The following is a 17,052-nucleotide window of genomic DNA, read 5'->3' as shown; positions in this document are numbered from 1 at the left end:
CCGCATGCAATTGATCTGGCTGCGCAGCGACTTGCGCCTGCATGACAACACCGCCCTCTCGGCTGCCGCGGCTCGCGGCCCGTGCGTGGCGGTGTTTCTGCTGAGCCCGGAACAATGGCTGGAACACGACGATGCGCCCTGCAAAGTGGACTTCTGGCTGCGTAACCTGCGCGAGTTGAGCCGCGAACTGGATCAACTGAACATTCCCCTGCTGGTCCGCCTGGCACCTCGTTGGGATGACGCACCCCGCGCATTGCTGAACCTGTGCCGACAGTTGCAGATCGACGCTGTGTACCTCAACGAAGAGTACGGCATCCACGAATCCCGTCGCGATGCAGCCGTCACCCAGACGCTAAAGGCCGAAGGCATCGAAGTTCGCCGCTACCTCGATCAATTGCTGTTCAAGCCCGGGAGCGTGCTGACCCGCACCGGCACTTACTTTCAGGTCTTCAGCCAGTTCCGCAAAGTCTGCTACGAACGACTGCACCACTCGCTGCCCAGCCTGATCTGCGCGCCGCACAAACAAGCGCCGCTGAACATTGCCAGCGATGCGATCCCCGCGAGTGTCGACGGCTTCGCAACGGCCGATGAGAGCCTGCACAACCTGTGGCCGGCGGGCGAAACCGAAGCCCGGCATCGCCTCGACAGCTTTAGCGATGTGCAGATCGAGCGCTATCGAAGCGAACGGGATTTCCCGGCGAAGCCCGGCACCAGTCAGCTCTCGGCCTATCTGGTCGCCGGGGTGATTTCTGTGCGCCAATGCCTGCACGCGGCCTTGAACAGCAATCAAGGTGAATTCGAAAGTGGCAAGACTGGCGCCGTCACCTGGATCAACGAACTGCTGTGGCGCGAGTTCTACAAACACATCCTGGTGGGCTACCCTCGGGTTTCCCGACACCGCGCGTTTCGTCCGCAAACCGAAGCATTGGCCTGGCGAAACGCCCCCGAAGAACTGGCCGCCTGGCAACAGGCGCGTACCGGTTTGCCGATTATCGACGCCGCCATGCGCCAACTGCTGGCAACCGGCTGGATGCACAACCGCCTGCGCATGGTGGTGGCGATGTTCCTGACCAAGAACCTGTTGATCGACTGGCGCGAAGGCGAACGCTTTTTCATGCGTCACCTGATCGATGGCGACCTGGCGGCGAACAACGGTGGCTGGCAGTGGAGCTCCTCCACCGGCACCGACTCGGCACCTTACTTCCGGATTTTCAACCCGCTGAGCCAGTCGGAAAAATTCGACCCCGAAGGCGTGTTCATCAAGCAATGGCTGCCGGAACTGGCCGGGCTGAATAAAAGAGAAGTGCACAACCCCGCCAATCTCGGCGGTCTTTTCGGTGTTGTGGATTACCCCTCACCGATCGTCGACCTGAGTGCTTCCCGTACACGTGCGTTGACGGCATTCAAAACCTGCCCTCGCGGCAATACGCCGCCGTTGGGTCATGAATTACCGCCACCGGGATGACTTCGATGCCGGGGCTTTGCTTTATGAACATTTACCCGTATTGGGCCGGGCAATTGCCTGGCTGAAAAGGAGATTGGGATGAGTCGGACACTCGCACGACGATACTGGCTGACGGGTGCAAGCAGCGGCATTGGTGCCGCCCTTGCCGAAGAAATCCTCAAAACCGGTGCGCACCTGGCCGTGAGTTCTCGCACGCCGGGACCGCTCAAAGTCTTGTCGCAACGTTATCCGGGACAAGTGCTGGTGGTCGCCGGAGACCTGACCAACAGCCAGACCGTCCGCGAGATCGGCGAGCAGATTGCCGAGGACTGGGGCTCGCTGGACACCGTGATACTCAATGCCGGCACCTGCGAGTACGTGGACGCCAAACAGTTCGACGCGTCGATAGTCGAGCATGTAGTGCGCACCAACCTGCTGGCCAGCTGCTATTGCATCGACGCCGCCCTGCCATTGCTGCGGGCCGGCACCGCACCGCACATGGTAGCCATGGCCAGTACGGTGACCTACCTGCCGCTGCCCATGGCAGAAGCCTGCGGCACTTCGAAGGCCGGGCTGCGTTATCTGTTCGAGTCCCTGCGCATCGACCTGGCCCCGGAAGGTATAGAGCTCACAGTGATCAGCCCCGGGTTTGTCGAAACGACGCTGACCACGAAAAATGACTTCTCCATGCCCTTGAGCTGGCCGGTGGAGAAAGCCGCACGGCACATCTTCGACAAACTCAAGGATCGCCCGCTGGAAATCGCTTTCCCGGCAGCGTTCATGGCCACCCTCTGGCCGCTCTCCCAACGGCCGGACCGAGAGAAACTGGAGATCGGCAAACCCATGGTGCGCAGCCAGCCGCCGATCAAGGATCAACCGTAAAAAGCGCCATCTTCGGCAGCGGTATCGCGGACGTTCCGATACTTGAGCGTCCGTCCGACCTTTCACACAGCACCCGGCGACTGCCTTACACTGCGCGCCATGAAAAACATCCCCCTTACGCAAATCGTGGAACCTGCGGTTACTTGCTCGACCTGCGCAGCCTGCTGCTGTCAGCTCGAAGTCATGCTGATCACCAATACGGGTGTGCCTGAACGGTTCATCGATACCGATGACTGGGGCGGGGAAGTCATGCTGCGCCTGGACGACGGCTGGTGTGCCGCACTGGATCGCAACACGATGATGTGCACCATCTACGAAAAACGCCCGCTGATCTGCCGGGAGTTCGAGATGGGCGCACCGGAGTGCATCGACGAACGCCAGGGGATTTCGACGGCGTATCGCTGAACAGGAAAACAACACAGCTCCTGTAGGAGCGAGCCTGCTCGCGATTGCGGATTATCAGCCAACTAAGCTGGCAACTGACACACCGTCATCGCGAGCAGGCTCGCTCCTACAGGGGGATGCCATTACAACGGCAACGTGTAATGCAGCGAGTAGCTTTCTACACCGTCGTTGGAACTGGCGAGCCCGGCGTTGGAATAGTGCGTCGCGCGGACCCCGACTTCGTGGCCGCCATTGAAGCGCAGGCCAAAACCGAACCGGTCTTCAAACTGGAAAGCACTGCCAAGGTTGTTGTCTTCGACTCGCGTATTGGAGAACGCCGCCACGCCAATGCCTGCTTCAACGTAGGGCTTGATGTTCTGGCCGGCAAATTCGTAAACGAACACCGGGGAGAACGACAGGCTGTTATTGCTGGACGTCTTGTCGCCTTCCCAGTAGGTGTAGGCGCCGCTCCAGTAACCGGTCACACGACCGACGTCACTCTGCCACCAGCTCTGGTCCCAATCGAACTGCATGCCCAGTCGATACGTCATGGTCGAATTGCTGGTCTGACCAACCGCGAACTCCACACCTGCCGCCTGCGCGGTAAAGGTGTGCCCCATTAATGCGGCCGCAATCGCGGCCAAACAGAATAGTCGCTTCATTAGAAACTTCCCTTTCCGAACAATTTCATTTGGTTTTTTTTGTTGCTCAACCCTGCAAAGCTATGGAAATCGGCGATTTATCAGAAGTTCACCCCAATTTTTCGTTTGATTCCTTTGGACTTTCTTACCTGTTGAAGCTTCGCACAATGCCAGCCGTATTCCACAGTATCGGCAAGATATTTCTGAAATGAACCGGGTCGGCGCTGGTCCAGAACTGCGCTTCACGGGCAGGCCCCTCGGCGAGCAGTTCGCCTTCGGCCAAAAGCCGCTGGAGTTGCCGCGCGACGGCGGCACCGGTATCGATCAGGCTGATGTCCTCGGGGATCATCTGCCGGAGCATCGGCTTGAGAAAAGGGTAATGGGTGCAGCCGAGAATCAGGGTGTCCGCGCCGGCGGCCAGCAGTGGTTCGACATACCCGGCCAACAGCTGACGCAGCTCGGAGCTGCGCAGATCGCCGTTTTCAATCAGTTCAACCAGCCCGGGGCACGGCTGGGTAATCACTTTCACATCCGTGGCGAAGCGGTCGAGCAATGCGGCGAACTTGGCGCTCTGCAAGGTGCCGGTGGTGGCCAGCACCCCCACCACGCCAGAGCGGGTTGCGGCGGCGGCCGGTTTGACTGCCGGCTCCATGCCGACAATGGGCCATTCGGGATAGTCACGGCGCAAGTCGGCGACGCCAGCCACCGTCGCCGTGTTGCAAGCCAGCACCAGGGCCTTGGCACCCTGCTGCTGAAAGAAGTCGGCCATCACGCTGCAACGCTGCCGGATAAATTCCGGGGTTTTCTCGCCATAGGGAATATTCCCGCAATCGGCGACGTACATCACCGTCTCGTTGGGCAACAAACGCTGGACCTCGGCCAGTACCGAGAGCCCGCCGACACCGGAGTCGAACACGCCAATCGGCGCTTCACGCATGTTTCGACCCACAGACACTGCAACCCGGATCGCGCTTGACCCGCAACTCACGGAAGCGCGTGCCCAAGGCATCGATCAACAGCAGGCGCCCCACCATCGGCTCGCCGAATCCGGCCAGCAACTTCAGTGCTTCGAGCGCTTGCAGACTGCCGACCAGCCCCACCAACGGACCGACCACGCCGGCCTCGCTACAGGTCAATTCGGCTTCGCTGCCGTGCCCGTATAAACAGTGGTAGCACGGACTCTCCGGTCGACGCGGATCGAACACCGACAGCTGCCCTTCGAGGCGAATCGCTGCGCCGCTGACCAGCGGTTTGCCGGCCGCCACACATGCGGCATTGACCGCTTCACGGGTGGAAAAATTGTCAGAGCAATCGAGGACCAGATCCACGCCTGCCACCACGGCAGCCAGGGAGTCTTCATCCAGTGCCGCGCGATGGGCGATCAGTTGAATTTCAGGATTGATCGCGCTCAGGCGCTTGAGCGCCGAATCGACCTTGGTCATGCCGACACTGTCGATGTCGTGAATGATCTGGCGTTGCAGGTTGGTCAGATCGACCGTGTCGAAGTCCGCCAGGTGCAACTCGCCAACGCCGGCCGCCGCCAGATACAGCGCCACTGGCGCGCCAAGGCCACCAAGACCGACGATCAATACGCGGCTTTCCTTGAGCCGCAACTGACCGTCAATATCGATGTGTTGCAGCAGAATCTGCCGGCTGTAACGCAGCAATTCCTGATCATTCAGCATGGCAGGCGCCCCAGACTGATGCGTTGGTGACCGCCCAGATCGGTGCGGCTGTGGACTTCTTCAAATCCGCGGGTCAGCAGCAAATCGCGGACCGCCCCGGCCTGATCATAGCCATGTTCGAGCATCAGCCAGCCGCCAGCATCGAGATGGTCCGGCGCCTGGGCGACGATCAGACGCAGATCGTCGAGCCCGTCGACACCGGCCACCAGGGCGCTGGCTGGTTCAAAGCGCACATCGCCCTCGACCAGATGCGGATCGGCCGCTGCGATGTAGGGCGGATTGCTGATGATCAGTTGAAAACGCAGACCTTCCAGGGCACTGAACCAATGGCTGCTCAGCACGGTGGCGTTGTTCAGGTGCAGGCGCTGGCGATTGCGTTCGGCCAAGGCCACGGCTTCCAGAACCCGGTCCACGGCAGTGACGCTCCAGGCCGGACGTTCACTGGCCAGGGCCAGGGCAATCGCGCCGCTGCCGGTGCCGAGGTCGAGCACTTTAGCCGGTGTGGCCGGCAACAGCTCCAACGCGGCTTCCACCAGCAATTCGGTGTCCGGGCGCGGGATCAATGTGTGCGGTGCCACTTCCAGATCCAGCTTCCAGAAACCCTGCTGGCCGAGGATATAGGCCACCGGCTCACCGTTGCGACGGCGCTGCAAATACTCGGCGAACGTCAGCGCCGCTTCGCTCGGTACGATGCGCTCCGGCCAGGTGTGCAGGAAACTGCGAGACTTGCCCAACGCCGCCGCCAGCAGCAATTCGGCATCCAGACGCGCCGTGGGCGAGTCGGGTAAATCGGCGGCGCGCAACAAACTGGCAATGATCGTCATTTACTCACCTATCGCTGCCAGTTGATCGGCCTGGTACTCGGCCAGCAACGGCTCGATCACCGCCTCCACACCGCCGGCGAGGATCTCGTCGAGGGAATACAGGGTCAGGTTGACGCGGTGGTCGGTGACCCGGCCCTGGGCAAAGTTGTAGGTGCGGATGCGCTCGGAGCGATCACCGGAACCGACCAGCAACTTGCGCTCACTGGCGATGGCGTTGGCCGCGGCGCAGGTCTGCTGATCGTTCAGCTTGGCCGACAACCAGGACATCGCCCGGGCGCGGTTCTTGTGCTGTGAACGTTCTTCCTGGCACTCGACCACGATGCCGGATGGCAAGTGGGTGATGCGGATAGCGGAATCGGTCTTGTTGACGTGCTGGCCACCGGCGCCGGAGGAGCGATAGGTATCGATGCGCAGGTCGGCCGGGTTGATCTCGATCGCTTCCTGCTCGTCCGGCTCGGGCAATACCGCCACGGTGCAGGCCGACGTGTGGATGCGGCCCTGGGATTCGGTCGCCGGAACCCGTTGCACGCGGTGCGCACCGGACTCGAATTTGAGCTTGCCGTAGACGTTGTCGCCCTCGACCCGGGCAATCACCTCTTTGTAGCCGCCGTGTTCACCCTCGTTTTCCGAGAGGATTTCCACACGCCAGCCACGGCGCTCGGCGTAGCGCGAATACATGCGGAACAGGTCGCCAGAGAAAATCGCTGCCTCGTCGCCGCCGGTGCCGGCACGGATTTCGAGAAACACGTTGCGCCCGTCGTTCGGGTCCTTGGGCAGCAGCATGCGCTGCAGGTCGGCTTCGAGCGTGACCAGGCGCTCCTTGGCCTCGCGAACTTCTTCCACGGCCATTTCACGCATGTCCGGGTCGCTGTCCTTGAGCAGTGCCTGGGCACCTTCGAGGTCATCCTGCACTTTCAGCAGTTCTTTATAGACGCCCACGATCGGTTCGACTTCCGCGTACTCCTTGGAATAGGTGCGGAACTTGTTCTGATCGGAAATGACCTCGCCGTCGCCCAGCAGGGCAGTCAATTCCTCGAAACGGTCCTGGAGGATATCCAGCTTATTGAGCAGTGACGCTTTCATTGCGGTTTTTTATCCGAAAAGCTATCCGATGGGCCCTCACCGAGGGCAAAGAGTTCCTGGGCCATCGCCAGCGCATCCAGGCGACCTTCGGCAGAGAGCTTTTTCAACTGCACGCTCGGTGCGTGCAACAGTTTGTTGGTCAGGCCGCGCGCCAACTGCACCAGCACCTCTTCGGCGCTGGTGCCGTTGGCCAACAGGCGCTGGGCCTTTTGCAGCTCTTCGTCGCGCAGGCGCTCGCTTTGTTGACGATAGGCCTTGAGTACGTCCACCGCCGCCAATTCACGCAGGCGGACCATGAAGTCTTCGGCGCCGACCGAGACCATCTCTTCGGCGGCCTGGGCTGCGCCCTGACGGCTCTTGAGGTTCTCGGCGACCACTTCGTGGAGATCGTCGACGCTGTAGAGGTAAACGTCGTCCAACTCGCCGACTTCTGGCTCGATGTCACGCGGAACGGCGATATCGACCATGAAGATCGGTTTGTGCTTGCGCAGTTTCAAGGCGCTTTCCACTGCACCCTTGCCCAGGATCGGCAATTGGCTGGCAGTGGAACTGATGACGATATCGCTGCGCACCAGCTCCGCCGGAATATCCGACAGCAACACCGCATGCGCACCGAACTGTTCGGCCAGGATACTGGCGCGCTCCAGGGTACGGTTGGCCACCACGATACGCTTTACACCCAGCTCATGCAGATGGCGGGCGACCAGGGTGATGGTCTCTCCGGCGCCAATCAGCAAGGCCTGGCTGCGTTGCAGGTCGCTGAAAATCTGCTTGGCCAGGCTCACCGCGGCAAACGCCACCGACACCGGGTTCTCGCCGATGGCTGTGTCGGTGCGCACCTGCTTGGCCGCATTGAACGTGGCCTGGAACAACCGCCCGAGCAACGGCCCGATGGTGCCGGCCTCGCGGGCCACGGCATAGGCCGACTTCATCTGGCCAAGAATCTGCGGTTCGCCCAACACCAGTGAATCGAGCCCGGAAGCGACCCGCATCATGTGACGAACTGCCGCATCATCTTCATGCACATAGGCGCTTTCGCGCAGCTCGTCATAACTCAAATGATGATATTCGGCCAGCCAGCGCAGCACGACGTCCGCCGACAGGTGATCCTGTTCTATATAGAGTTCACTGCGATTGCAGGTGGAGAGGATCGCAGCTTCGCGGCTGTCGGTGAGTCGGCAGAGCTGCTGCAAGGCCTCAACCAGCTGCTCAGGGGTAAAAGCCACGCGCTCGCGGACGTCTACTGAAGCAGTCTTGTGGTTAATACCGAGTGCAAGGAAGGCCATTCAAAGTCGCTGATGGTGACGTGAAGCCGGTAATTGTCCTACTTCGACGGAATCAGAACAACCACTCGATATCTATCGCGCCGGTAGACAACGTCGACGTTGCGAGCGATTCTCGTTTACACGCAGTCAATGTGCACGCATCGATCCCTGTAGGAGCTGGCTTGCCAGCGAAAACGACAGGACAGACAACCAATCTGTCGACTGGACCATCGCCTTCCCTGGCAAGCCAGCTCCTACAGGGACCGTGTGCATGCGAAAATGGCGGGCCGGTTATGTTTGGCCGAACGCTTGTGTCATGATGATCCGACCGCAGGTTAGTCGTCCTCTTCCTATATGAATAGATCCTCCGCGTTGCTCCTCGCCTTTGTCTTCCTCAGCGGCTGCCAGGTTTTGGCACCCGTACCGTCGGACCATACGCCGCCGGTTGAAGACAGCACCCCGGCCCCTGAAAAGCCCAAGGTCTACAGCTCATTCAGCGAGGAAACCATCTTCAGCCTGTTGAGCGCCGAACTGGCAGGCCAGCGCAATCGTTACGACATTGCCCTGGACAACTATGTGACCCAGGCCATCAACACCCAGGATCCGGGCATTTCCGAGCGGGCATTCCGTATCGCCGAATATCTGGGCGCCGATCAGGCAGCCCTGGACACTGCGCTGATCTGGGCCAAAAACGCCCCCAACGACCTCGAAGCGCAACGCGCCGCCGCCGTGCAGCTGGCACGCGCCGGGCGTTATGACGACTCCATGGTCTATATGGAGAAAGTCCTGCAAGGCAAGGGCGACACGCATTTCGACTTCCTCGCGCTGTCCGCGGCCGACACCGACCAGGACACCCGCAACGGCTTGATGAAAAGCTTCGACCGTTTGTTGCAGCGTCATCCGGACAACAGCCAGCTGATTTTCGGCAAGGCGCTGCTGATGCAGCAGGATGGCGATACCAAAGGCGCGTTGAAGCTGCTGGAAAACAATCCGCCGGACGACGGCGAAATTGCCCCGATTCTGCTGCGCGCACGCCTGCTGCAAACCCTCAATCGCGGTGACGAGGCCTTGCCGCTGCTGCAAAAAAGCATCAAGAAATACCCGGACGACAAGCGCTTGCGCCTGACTTATGCGCGGATGCTGGTTGAGCAGAACCGTATGGACGACGCCAAGGCCGAGTTCTCGAGCCTGGTTCAGCAATACCCGGAGGACGACGAACTGCGTTACTCCCTGGCACTGGTCTGCCTGGAAGCCAAGGCCTGGAGTGAGGCCAAGGGTTACCTGGAAGACCTGATCGCCCGGGAAAGCCACGTCGACTCGGCGCACCTGAATCTCGGTCGCATTGCCGAAGAACAAAACGACCCGCAAGGCGCGCTGATCGAATACGCCAGGGTTGGCCCGGGCAGTGACTTCCTGCCGGCGCAATTGCGCCAGGCCGACATCCTGATGGACAACGGCAGGACCGCCGAAGCGCAAAGAAAGCTGGCGGCAGAGCGCGATGAGCAGCCCGATTATGCGATTCAGCTGTACCTGATCGAAGCCGAAACCTTGTCCGCCAACAACCAGGGCGACAAGGCCTGGAAAATTCTGCAACAAGCCTTGCAGCAATACCCGGACGATTTGAACCTGCTCTACACCCGGGCCATGCAGGCGGAAAAACGCAATGACCTGGCGCAGATGGAAAAAGACCTGCGCGCGATCATCAAGCGCGACCCGGACAATGCCATGGCATTGAACGCCCTCGGCTACACCTTGTCTGACCGCACCACACGCTACGCCGAAGCCAAGGCCCTGATCGAACAGGCGCACCAGATCAGTCCGGAAGACCCGGCGGTACTCGACAGCCTTGGCTGGGTGAATTACCGCATGGGCAATCTCGATGAAGCCGAGCGCCTGTTGCGTCAAGCCCTGGATCGCTTCCCCGATCAGGAAGTCGCCGCTCACCTGGGCGAAGTCCTGTGGGCCAACGGCAAACAGCGCGAAGCCAAACAGGTCTGGGGCAAGTTCCTCAAGGAACAACCCGACAGCCCGGCCCTGCGCGGCACCATCAAACGCCTGACCGGATCAGAGACTCTTTAAGATTATGTTTTTGCGCCATTTCATCGTTTTCAGTTTTATCGCCCTGCTCGCCGGTTGCGCGGGCCTGGGTCCCCGCGAATCAGTCGAGGGTCACGGCAACCCCGCCCAATGGCGAGAGCACAAACAGCAGCTTGCGGGCCTTGATGGCTGGCAGATCGACGGCAAGATCGGCATTCGCGCACCGAAAGATTCGGGCAGCGGCACGCTGTTCTGGTTGCAGCGTCAGGATTACTACGACATTCGCCTGTCCGGACCACTGGGCCGTGGCGCAGCTCGCCTGACCGGACGTCCGGGCAAGGTGTCGCTGGAAGTCGCCAATCAGGGACGGTACGACGCACCGAATCCGGAAGTGCTGCTCGAAGAACAGCTGGGCTGGAAATTGCCGGTGTCCAACCTGGCCTGGTGGGTGCGCGGGCTCCCGGCTCCGGACAGCAAAAGCCGTCTGACGCTGGACGGCGACAGTCGCTTGGCCAGTCTCGAACAGGACGGTTGGCAAGTCGAGTACACCGAATATACCCAACTGAACGGTTACTGGCTGCCCGAACGGATCAAACTGCATGGCACCGACCTGGATGTCACGCTGGTGATCAAGGCTTGGCAACCGCGCAAATTGGGGCAGTGAAATGCCAGACAATCGCCTGACACTGCCTTCGCCAGCCAAACTCAATTTGATGCTGCACATCCTGGGGCGCCGCGAAGACGGCTACCACGAACTGCAGACGATGTTTCAGTTTCTCGATTACGGCGACGAAATTACCTATGCCCTGCGCGATGACGGTGTCATCCGGCTGCACACCGAATTCCCGGGCGTCCCCCACGACAGCAACCTGATCGTCAAGGCCGCGAAAAAACTTCAGGAGCAATCCGCTTGCTCGCTGGGCGTCGATATCTGGATCGACAAGATCCTGCCCATGGGCGGTGGTATCGGTGGTGGCAGTTCGAATGCCGCAACGACTCTGCTCGGCCTCAATCACCTGTGGCAATTGGGCTGGGATGAAGATCGCCTGGCTGGCCTGGGGTTGACGCTCGGCGCCGATGTCCCGGTTTTCGTACGTGGCCACGCGGCTTTCGCCGAAGGCGTGGGGGAAAAACTGACCCCTGTCGACCCGGAAGAACCGTGGTATCTCGTGCTGGTGCCGCAAGTATCTGTAAGTACGGCAGAAATTTTTTCAGATCCGTTGTTGACACGTAACACTCCTCCCATTAAAGTGCGCCCCGTTCCCAAGGGAAACAGTCGAAATGACTGCTTGCCGGTGGTAACAAGGCGTTATCCAGAGGTACGTAACGCTTTGAATTTGCTAGGTAAATTTACCGAAGCAAAACTCACCGGAACTGGAAGTTGTGTGTTTGGGGGCTTCCCAAGCAAAGCTGAAGCTGATAAAGTCTCGGCCCTTCTGACAGAGACCCTTACAGGTTTTGTAGCAAAAGGAAGCAACGTTTCGATGTTGCATCGCAAGCTGCGAAGTCTGCTCTAAAGGAACCGATTACTGGGTAATCGTTGCAACAGATACAGGGGCGTCGCCAAGCGGTAAGGCAGCAGGTTTTGATCCTGCCATGCGTTGGTTCGAATCCAGCCGCCCCTGCCATTTTCCTATACTCATCCAGGTTACCCTCAGCCTTCAGGTACTGCGCGTGTCCAAGATGATGGTCTTTACGGGGAACGCTAACCCCGATCTGGCTCGGCGTGTCGTACGTCAGCTGCATATCCCTCTCGGTGACATCTCTGTCGGTAAATTCTCCGACGGCGAAATTACAGCCGAGATCAATGAAAACGTCCGCGGTAAAGACGTCTTCATTATTCAGCCGACTTGCGCTCCGACCAACGATAACCTGATGGAACTGGTTGTGATGGCTGATGCCTTCCGCCGCTCCTCGGCTACTCGTATCACTGCTGTTATTCCTTACTTTGGTTATGCCCGTCAGGATCGCCGTCCGCGTTCCGCACGTGTGGCTATCAGCGCGAAAGTCGTGGCTGACATGCTTACCGTAGTCGGCATCGACCGTGTTCTCACGGTTGATCTGCATGCTGACCAAATCCAGGGTTTCTTCGATATTCCGGTAGATAACATCTACGGCTCCCCGGTTCTGGTGGATGACATCGAAGATCAGCGCTTCGAAAACCTGATGATCGTGTCCCCGGACATTGGTGGCGTCGTGCGTGCACGTGCCGTTGCCAAATCCCTGGGCGTGGATCTCGGGATCATCGACAAACGCCGTGAGAAAGCCAATCACTCTGAAGTGATGCATATCATCGGTGATGTCGAAGGGCGTACCTGTATTCTGGTCGATGACATGGTCGATACCGCCGGCACTCTGTGCCATGCGGCCAAGGCCTTGAAAGAGCATGGCGCTGCCAAGGTTTTCGCCTACTGCACACACCCTGTGCTGTCCGGTCGGGCGATCGAAAACATCGAAAATTCCATGCTGGACGAACTGGTGGTGACTAACACCATTCCGTTGTCCGCTGCTGCACAAGCCTGCTCGCGTATCCGTCAACTGGATATCGCGCCGGTAGTTGCCGAGGCGGTTCGCCGCATCAGCAATGAAGAATCGATCAGCGCGATGTTCCGCTAAGGGCCCTGCCCTTCTCGAAATGTCTCGTTGACGAAAAGCGCCCCGCCCCGGCATTCCTGTCGGGGCGGGGCTTTTTTGCCCATATCGCCTTTAGCGCTGGTCGCAAACGCTGGGGCGAATGTGGTTATTTTGGAGATACAACATGAACGATTTTACCCTGAATGCTGAAGTGCGTTCCGACCTGGGGAAAGGTGCGAGCCGCCGCCTGCGTCGTCTCGCAAGCCTGGTTCCAGCTGTAGTTTACGGTGGCGAAAAAGCCCCTGAATCCATCAGCATGCTGGCCAAAGAAGTTGCCAAACTGCTCGAAAACGAAGCGGCTTACAGCCACATCATCGAGCTGAACGTTGGTGGCACCAAGCAGAACGTCGTGATCAAAGCCCTGCAGCGTCACCCGGCCAAAGGCCACGTGATGCACGCTGACTTCGTACGCGTAGTCGCTGGCCAGAAACTGACCGCTGTCGTTCCAGTGCACTTCATCAACGAAGAAGCACCGACCAAGAAAGGCGGCGAAATCTCGCACGTTGTTGCCGAGATCGAAGTTTCCTGCCTGCCGAAAGATCTGCCTGAGTTCATCGAAGTCGACCTGGCTAACGCTGAAATCGGTTCGATCATTCACCTGTCGGACCTCAAGGCGCCTAAAGGCGTTGAGTTCGTGGCCCTGGCACACGGCGATGACAAGGCTGTTGCCAACGTCCACGCTCCACGTGTTGCTCCAGAAGCTGCAGAAGGCGCTGCAGAGTAATTTTACTCTGTACGCCGGAGTGACCGGAAACATCGCGGACTAGAGCATAGCGAGAAAGCGGGCGAGAACGCGGAGTTTACATCATGGTAAATGAGCTATTTTCGTCCACTTTCGCCGCTCTCCCTGATTGCGGCGATGTTATCCACCACTCCAATGAAGGGCCCCTATCGTGACTGCCATCAAACTGATCGTTGGCCTGGGAAATCCAGGCGCTGAATACGAACAGACCCGGCATAACGCAGGGGCCCTTTTTGTTGAGCGCATCGCGAACGCACAAGGCGTCAACCTTGTGGCGGACCGCAAGTATTTCGGCCTGACCGGGCGCTATTCGCATCAGGGTCAGGATGTTCGTCTGCTGATTCCCACCACGTACATGAACCGTAGCGGCCAGGCCGTAGCAGCTCTGGCAGGTTTCTTCCGCATCACGCCTGAAGAAATCCTCGTGGCGCACGACGAACTCGACCTGCCACCCGGCGTCGCCAAGCTCAAACAGGGCGGCGGCCATGGCGGTCACAACGGGTTGCGCGACATCATCGCGCAACTGGGCAATCAGAATACCTTTCATCGCTTGCGGCTTGGCATTGGCCACCCGGGCGTTGCCAGTATGGTTTCAAACTTCGTCCTGAGTCGTGCGCCACGCGCCGAACAGGAAAAACTCGATGCCAGCATCGACTTTGCCCTCGGCGTGTTGCCGGATATCCTCGCCGGGGAATGGAACCGCGCGATGAAAACCCTGCACAGCCAGAAGGCCTGACTCTAACTCCTCGGGGAAACACCATGGGATTCAATTGCGGCATCGTCGGCCTGCCTAACGTCGGCAAGTCCACCCTGTTCAACGCCCTGACCAAGTCCGGGATCGCGGCCGAGAACTTCCCCTTCTGCACCATCGAGCCTAACAGCGGTATCGTGCCGATGCCGGATCCGCGCCTGGATGCCCTGGCTGCCATCGTCAATCCAAAACGCATCCTGCCGACCACCATGGAATTCGTCGACATCGCAGGCCTGGTTGCCGGCGCGTCGAAAGGTGAAGGCCTGGGCAACAAGTTTTTGGCCAACATCCGTGAAACCGATGCCATCGCCCACGTGGTCCGCTGCTTCGAAGACGAAAACGTGATTCACGTCTCCAACAGCGTCGACCCGAAACGCGACATCGAGATCATCGACCTGGAACTGATCTTCGCCGACCTCGACAGCTGCGAAAAGCAACTGCAGAAAGTCGCGCGTAACGCCAAAGGCGGTGACAAGGACGCCGTAGTCCAGAAAGGCCTGCTGGAGCAACTGATCGCCCACTTCACCGAAGGCAAGCCAGCGCGCAGCCTGATGAAGAACATGGGTGCCGACGAAAAAGCGGTGATCAAGGGCTTCCATCTGCTGACCACCAAGCCGGTCATGTACATCGCCAACGTCGCTGAAGACGGTTTCGAGAACAACCCGCACCTGGACGTTGTACGCGCCATCGCCGAAGAAGAAGGCGCCGTGGTCGTACCGGTGTGCAACAAGATCGAAGCGGAAATCGCCGAGCTCGATGACGGCGAAGAAAAAGACATGTTCCTCGAAGCCCTGGGCCTCGAAGAGCCTGGCCTGAACCGCGTGATCCGCGCCGGCTATGAAATGCTGCACCTGCAGACCTACTTCACCGCCGGTGTCGAAGAAGTCCGCGCCTGGACCGTCCGCGTCGGAGCCACCGCACCGCAAGCCGCTGGCGTGATCCACACCGACTTCGAAAAAGGCTTCATCCGCGCCGAAGTGATCGCCTACAACGACTTCATCCAGTACAAGGGCGAAGCCGGTACCAAGGAAGCCGGTAAATGGCGCCTGGAAGGCAAGGATTACATCGTCAAAGACGGCGACGTGATGCACTTCCGCTTCAACGTGTAAGCCACACCGCCCAAGAAAAAGCCGCGTTTGATACGCGGCTTTTTTGTGCCTGAAACAACCATCCGCCACACCACCGATCTACTGTAGGAGCGAGCTTGCTCGCGATGGTCTATCAGACAATCACGCGCTGACTGACACACCATCGCGAGCAAGCTCGCTCCTACAGAGGATTTGCCGGATCAGGCTTTTTTGGTACGCGGCAGGAAGATCGCCAACACCCCAAACAACGGCAGGAACGAACACAGGTAGTACACGTATTCGATACCCTGTATGTCCGCCAGATGCCCCAGTAACGCCGCGCCAATCCCGCCGAAACCGAACATCAGGCCGAAGAACACTCCGGCGATCATCCCGACATTACCCGGCACCAGTTCCTGGGCGTATACCACGATGGCCGAGAACGCCGAGGCGAGGATGAAGCCGATGACCACGCTGAGAATGCTGGTCCAGAACAGGTCGACATGGGGCAGCAGCAATGTGAAGGGTGCAACGCCGAGGATCGAGAACCAGATCACTGCCTTGCGCCCGATCCTGTCGCCAATCGGACCGCCAAAGAATGTCCCCGCGGCGACCGCGCCCAGAAACAGGAACAGGTGCAACTGCGAACTGGCCACCGACAGGTCGAACTTCTCGATCAGATAGAAGGTGAAGTAGCTGGTGAGGCTCGACATGTAGAAATACTTGGAGAACACCAGCAACCCAAGCACGACCAACGCGCTGGTCACCCGGCCCTTCGACAGCCCGTGAGTCGCCGCCTGGCCTTGCTTGAGCTTGAACAGGTTCAAGTGGTTGGCGTACCAGCGGCTGATCCGGTAGAGCACGAACAGCGCAAACACCGCGAACAGGCCGAACCACGCTACCTGCCCTTGACCGTAGGGAATGATGATCGCCGCCGCCAGCAACGGGCCGAACGCCGAGCCTGCGTTACCGCCGACCTGGAAGGTCGATTGCGCCAGCCCGAAGCGCCCGCCTGAAGCCAGGCGCGCCACGCGGGACGCTTCCGGGTGGAAGGTCGAAGACCCGATGCCGATCAACCCCGCCGCCAGCAGAATCAACGGGAAGCTGCCGACCACCGACATCATCAGAATACCGACCAGGGTGCAGACCGTCCCCGCCGGCAACAACCAGGGTTTGGGATGGCGGTCGGTGTAATAACCGACCCACGGCTGCAGCAGCGAGGCTGTCAACTGGAACGTCAGGGTGATCAGGCCGACCTGGGTGAAGGTCAGGCCATAGTTGGCCTTGAGCATCGGGTAGATCGACGGCAGCACCGACTGGATCAGGTCGTTGATCAAATGCGCCAGCGCTACCGCGCCGATGATGCGCATCACAAGGGGACTGCTTTGGGGCGTAGCGGACGCCGGCACTGAGCCGGACTGGGCGTTGCTGATAGCCATGGGAGTTTCCAGACAACAGGAGGTACAAACGAGCAGGTGCGTCAATGTGCCATTTTTCAGTGCAGCAACGCCATCCCCTTAGCCTGCTAACGACCTTCGTTTTTCATCACCACATCCTTGATGGCGCAAAGCCATGGTCTGAATCTTGCCTTCCTTCTCGGCTTGAACGCGGCC

At 59.6% G+C, this 17,052-nt stretch carries 17 protein-coding genes, 1 tRNA gene and 1 pseudogene; 12 read left to right on the top strand and 7 right to left on the bottom strand.

Annotated features, from left to right (window positions below; translation table 11 throughout):
* Positions 1 to 4 precede the first annotated feature (4 nt).
* From phrB to C8K63_RS00240, 4 genes and pseudogenes are all read left to right on the top strand, one after another.
* Positions 5 to 1,465, top strand: a complete 1,461-nt coding sequence (gene phrB / locus C8K63_RS00255) for a deoxyribodipyrimidine photo-lyase (RefSeq protein ID WP_177413317.1) — start codon at positions 5 to 7, stop codon at positions 1,463 to 1,465.
* Positions 1,449 to 1,547, top strand: a pseudogene (locus C8K63_RS00250) (nuclear transport factor 2 family protein); the annotation flags it as partial. The gene phrB and the pseudogene C8K63_RS00250, both read left to right, overlap by 17 nt.
* A complete protein-coding gene (locus C8K63_RS00245; RefSeq protein ID WP_108214868.1) occupies positions 1,544 to 2,326 on the top strand; it encodes an SDR family oxidoreductase in 783 nt (260 codons plus the stop codon). The pseudogene C8K63_RS00250 and the gene C8K63_RS00245, both read left to right, overlap by 4 nt.
* A gap of 99 nt (positions 2,327 to 2,425) precedes the next feature.
* On the top strand, positions 2,426 to 2,731 hold the full coding sequence (locus C8K63_RS00240; protein ID WP_108214867.1) for a YkgJ family cysteine cluster protein: 306 nt from the start codon (positions 2,426 to 2,428) through the stop codon (positions 2,729 to 2,731).
* 122 nt (positions 2,732 to 2,853) lie between these two features.
* Here C8K63_RS00240 and C8K63_RS00235 read toward each other — a convergent pair whose 3' ends face one another.
* The 6 genes from C8K63_RS00235 to hemA all read right to left on the bottom strand — a co-directional run bounded on the left by C8K63_RS00235 (position 2,854) and on the right by hemA (position 8,229).
* Positions 2,854 to 3,372, bottom strand: coding sequence for an acyloxyacyl hydrolase (locus C8K63_RS00235; protein ID WP_108214866.1), 519 nt, complete (start codon positions 3,370 to 3,372; stop codon positions 2,854 to 2,856).
* A 124-nt stretch (positions 3,373 to 3,496) separates the two neighbouring features.
* Positions 3,497 to 4,288: a glutamate racemase gene (gene murI / locus C8K63_RS00230; protein WP_108214865.1), complete on the bottom strand. Its 792-nt coding sequence runs from the start codon at positions 4,286 to 4,288 to the stop codon at positions 3,497 to 3,499.
* Entirely contained in the window at positions 4,281 to 5,036 is a 756-nt protein-coding gene (locus tag C8K63_RS00225; RefSeq protein WP_108214864.1) for a molybdopterin-synthase adenylyltransferase MoeB, read from the bottom strand. The genes murI and C8K63_RS00225 overlap by 8 nt, the downstream gene beginning before the upstream one ends.
* Complete coding sequence (prmC, locus tag C8K63_RS00220) at positions 5,030 to 5,860, bottom strand: peptide chain release factor N(5)-glutamine methyltransferase (RefSeq protein WP_108214863.1); 831 nt, start codon at positions 5,858 to 5,860, stop codon at positions 5,030 to 5,032. The genes C8K63_RS00225 and prmC overlap by 7 nt, the downstream gene beginning before the upstream one ends.
* Positions 5,861 to 6,943, bottom strand: a complete 1,083-nt coding sequence (gene prfA, locus C8K63_RS00215; protein ID WP_108214862.1) for a peptide chain release factor 1 — start codon at positions 6,941 to 6,943, stop codon at positions 5,861 to 5,863.
* Complete coding sequence (hemA, locus tag C8K63_RS00210) at positions 6,940 to 8,229, bottom strand: glutamyl-tRNA reductase (RefSeq protein WP_108214861.1); 1,290 nt, start codon at positions 8,227 to 8,229, stop codon at positions 6,940 to 6,942. The genes prfA and hemA overlap by 4 nt, the downstream gene beginning before the upstream one ends.
* A gap of 333 nt (positions 8,230 to 8,562) precedes the next feature.
* Here hemA and C8K63_RS00205 point away from each other — a divergent pair, with 333 nt between their 5' ends.
* The 8 genes from C8K63_RS00205 (at position 8,563) to ychF (ending at position 15,481) form a co-directional block, all read left to right on the top strand.
* On the top strand, positions 8,563 to 10,287 hold the full coding sequence (locus C8K63_RS00205; protein ID WP_108214860.1) for a tetratricopeptide repeat protein: 1,725 nt from the start codon (positions 8,563 to 8,565) through the stop codon (positions 10,285 to 10,287).
* Positions 10,288 to 10,291: 4 nt separating this feature from the next.
* Positions 10,292 to 10,909, top strand: coding sequence for a lipoprotein insertase outer membrane protein LolB (gene lolB, locus C8K63_RS00200; protein ID WP_108214859.1), 618 nt, complete (start codon positions 10,292 to 10,294; stop codon positions 10,907 to 10,909).
* A 1-nt stretch (position 10,910) separates the two neighbouring features.
* Positions 10,911 to 11,762: a 4-(cytidine 5'-diphospho)-2-C-methyl-D-erythritol kinase gene (gene ispE, locus C8K63_RS00195; protein WP_108214858.1), complete on the top strand. Its 852-nt coding sequence runs from the start codon at positions 10,911 to 10,913 to the stop codon at positions 11,760 to 11,762.
* 36 nt (positions 11,763 to 11,798) lie between these two features.
* Positions 11,799 to 11,873, top strand: a tRNA-Gln gene (locus C8K63_RS00190).
* A gap of 46 nt (positions 11,874 to 11,919) precedes the next feature.
* Positions 11,920 to 12,861: a ribose-phosphate pyrophosphokinase gene (locus tag C8K63_RS00185; protein WP_003208392.1), complete on the top strand. Its 942-nt coding sequence runs from the start codon at positions 11,920 to 11,922 to the stop codon at positions 12,859 to 12,861.
* A 142-nt stretch (positions 12,862 to 13,003) separates the two neighbouring features.
* Positions 13,004 to 13,603, top strand: coding sequence for a 50S ribosomal protein L25/general stress protein Ctc (locus C8K63_RS00180; protein ID WP_108214857.1), 600 nt, complete (start codon positions 13,004 to 13,006; stop codon positions 13,601 to 13,603).
* Positions 13,604 to 13,772: 169 nt separating this feature from the next.
* Positions 13,773 to 14,357: an aminoacyl-tRNA hydrolase gene (gene pth / locus C8K63_RS00175; RefSeq protein WP_108214856.1), complete on the top strand. Its 585-nt coding sequence runs from the start codon at positions 13,773 to 13,775 to the stop codon at positions 14,355 to 14,357.
* 23 nt (positions 14,358 to 14,380) lie between these two features.
* On the top strand, positions 14,381 to 15,481 hold the full coding sequence (gene ychF, locus C8K63_RS00170) for a redox-regulated ATPase YchF (RefSeq protein WP_108214855.1): 1,101 nt from the start codon (positions 14,381 to 14,383) through the stop codon (positions 15,479 to 15,481).
* Between the two features lie 179 nt (positions 15,482 to 15,660).
* On the opposite strand, the gene C8K63_RS00165 is transcribed toward ychF, so the two are convergent.
* Positions 15,661 to 16,878 (bottom strand): MFS transporter, encoded by a 1,218-nt coding sequence (locus C8K63_RS00165; RefSeq protein ID WP_108214854.1) that lies wholly within the window; start codon positions 16,876 to 16,878, stop codon positions 15,661 to 15,663.
* Between the last annotated feature and the right edge of the window lie 174 nt (positions 16,879 to 17,052).

This window comes from Pseudomonas sp. GV085, assembly GCF_003050925.1.
Classification (GTDB): Bacteria; Pseudomonadota; Gammaproteobacteria; order Pseudomonadales; family Pseudomonadaceae; genus Aquipseudomonas.
This window is presented reverse-complemented; position numbering and strand designations above follow the sequence as displayed.

Excerpts from the sequence above, each read along its gene's own strand:
- phrB (WP_177413317.1), top strand. The coding sequence starts at position 5 with ATGCAATTGATCTGGCTGCGCAGCGACTTGCGCCTGCATGACAACACC.
- C8K63_RS00245 (WP_108214868.1), top strand. The coding sequence starts at position 1,544 with ATGAGTCGGACACTCGCACGACGATACTGGCTGACGGGTGCAAGCAGC.
- prmC (WP_108214863.1), bottom strand. The coding sequence starts at position 5,860 with ATGACGATCATTGCCAGTTTGTTGCGCGCCGCCGATTTACCCGACTCG.
- hemA (WP_108214861.1), bottom strand. The coding sequence starts at position 8,229 with ATGGCCTTCCTTGCACTCGGTATTAACCACAAGACTGCTTCAGTAGAC.
- C8K63_RS00235 (WP_108214866.1), bottom strand. The coding sequence starts at position 3,372 with ATGAAGCGACTATTCTGTTTGGCCGCGATTGCGGCCGCATTAATGGGG.
- ychF (WP_108214855.1), top strand. The coding sequence starts at position 14,381 with ATGGGATTCAATTGCGGCATCGTCGGCCTGCCTAACGTCGGCAAGTCC.
- C8K63_RS00205 (WP_108214860.1), top strand. The coding sequence starts at position 8,563 with ATGAATAGATCCTCCGCGTTGCTCCTCGCCTTTGTCTTCCTCAGCGGC.
- C8K63_RS00180 (WP_108214857.1), top strand. The coding sequence starts at position 13,004 with ATGAACGATTTTACCCTGAATGCTGAAGTGCGTTCCGACCTGGGGAAA.
- lolB (WP_108214859.1), top strand. The coding sequence starts at position 10,292 with ATGTTTTTGCGCCATTTCATCGTTTTCAGTTTTATCGCCCTGCTCGCC.
- prfA (WP_108214862.1), bottom strand. The coding sequence starts at position 6,943 with ATGAAAGCGTCACTGCTCAATAAGCTGGATATCCTCCAGGACCGTTTC.
- ispE (WP_108214858.1), top strand. The coding sequence starts at position 10,911 with ATGCCAGACAATCGCCTGACACTGCCTTCGCCAGCCAAACTCAATTTG.
- murI (WP_108214865.1), bottom strand. The coding sequence starts at position 4,288 with ATGCGTGAAGCGCCGATTGGCGTGTTCGACTCCGGTGTCGGCGGGCTC.
- C8K63_RS00240 (WP_108214867.1), top strand. The coding sequence starts at position 2,426 with ATGAAAAACATCCCCCTTACGCAAATCGTGGAACCTGCGGTTACTTGC.
- C8K63_RS00225 (WP_108214864.1), bottom strand. The coding sequence starts at position 5,036 with ATGCTGAATGATCAGGAATTGCTGCGTTACAGCCGGCAGATTCTGCTG.
- C8K63_RS00165 (WP_108214854.1), bottom strand. The coding sequence starts at position 16,878 with ATGGCTATCAGCAACGCCCAGTCCGGCTCAGTGCCGGCGTCCGCTACG.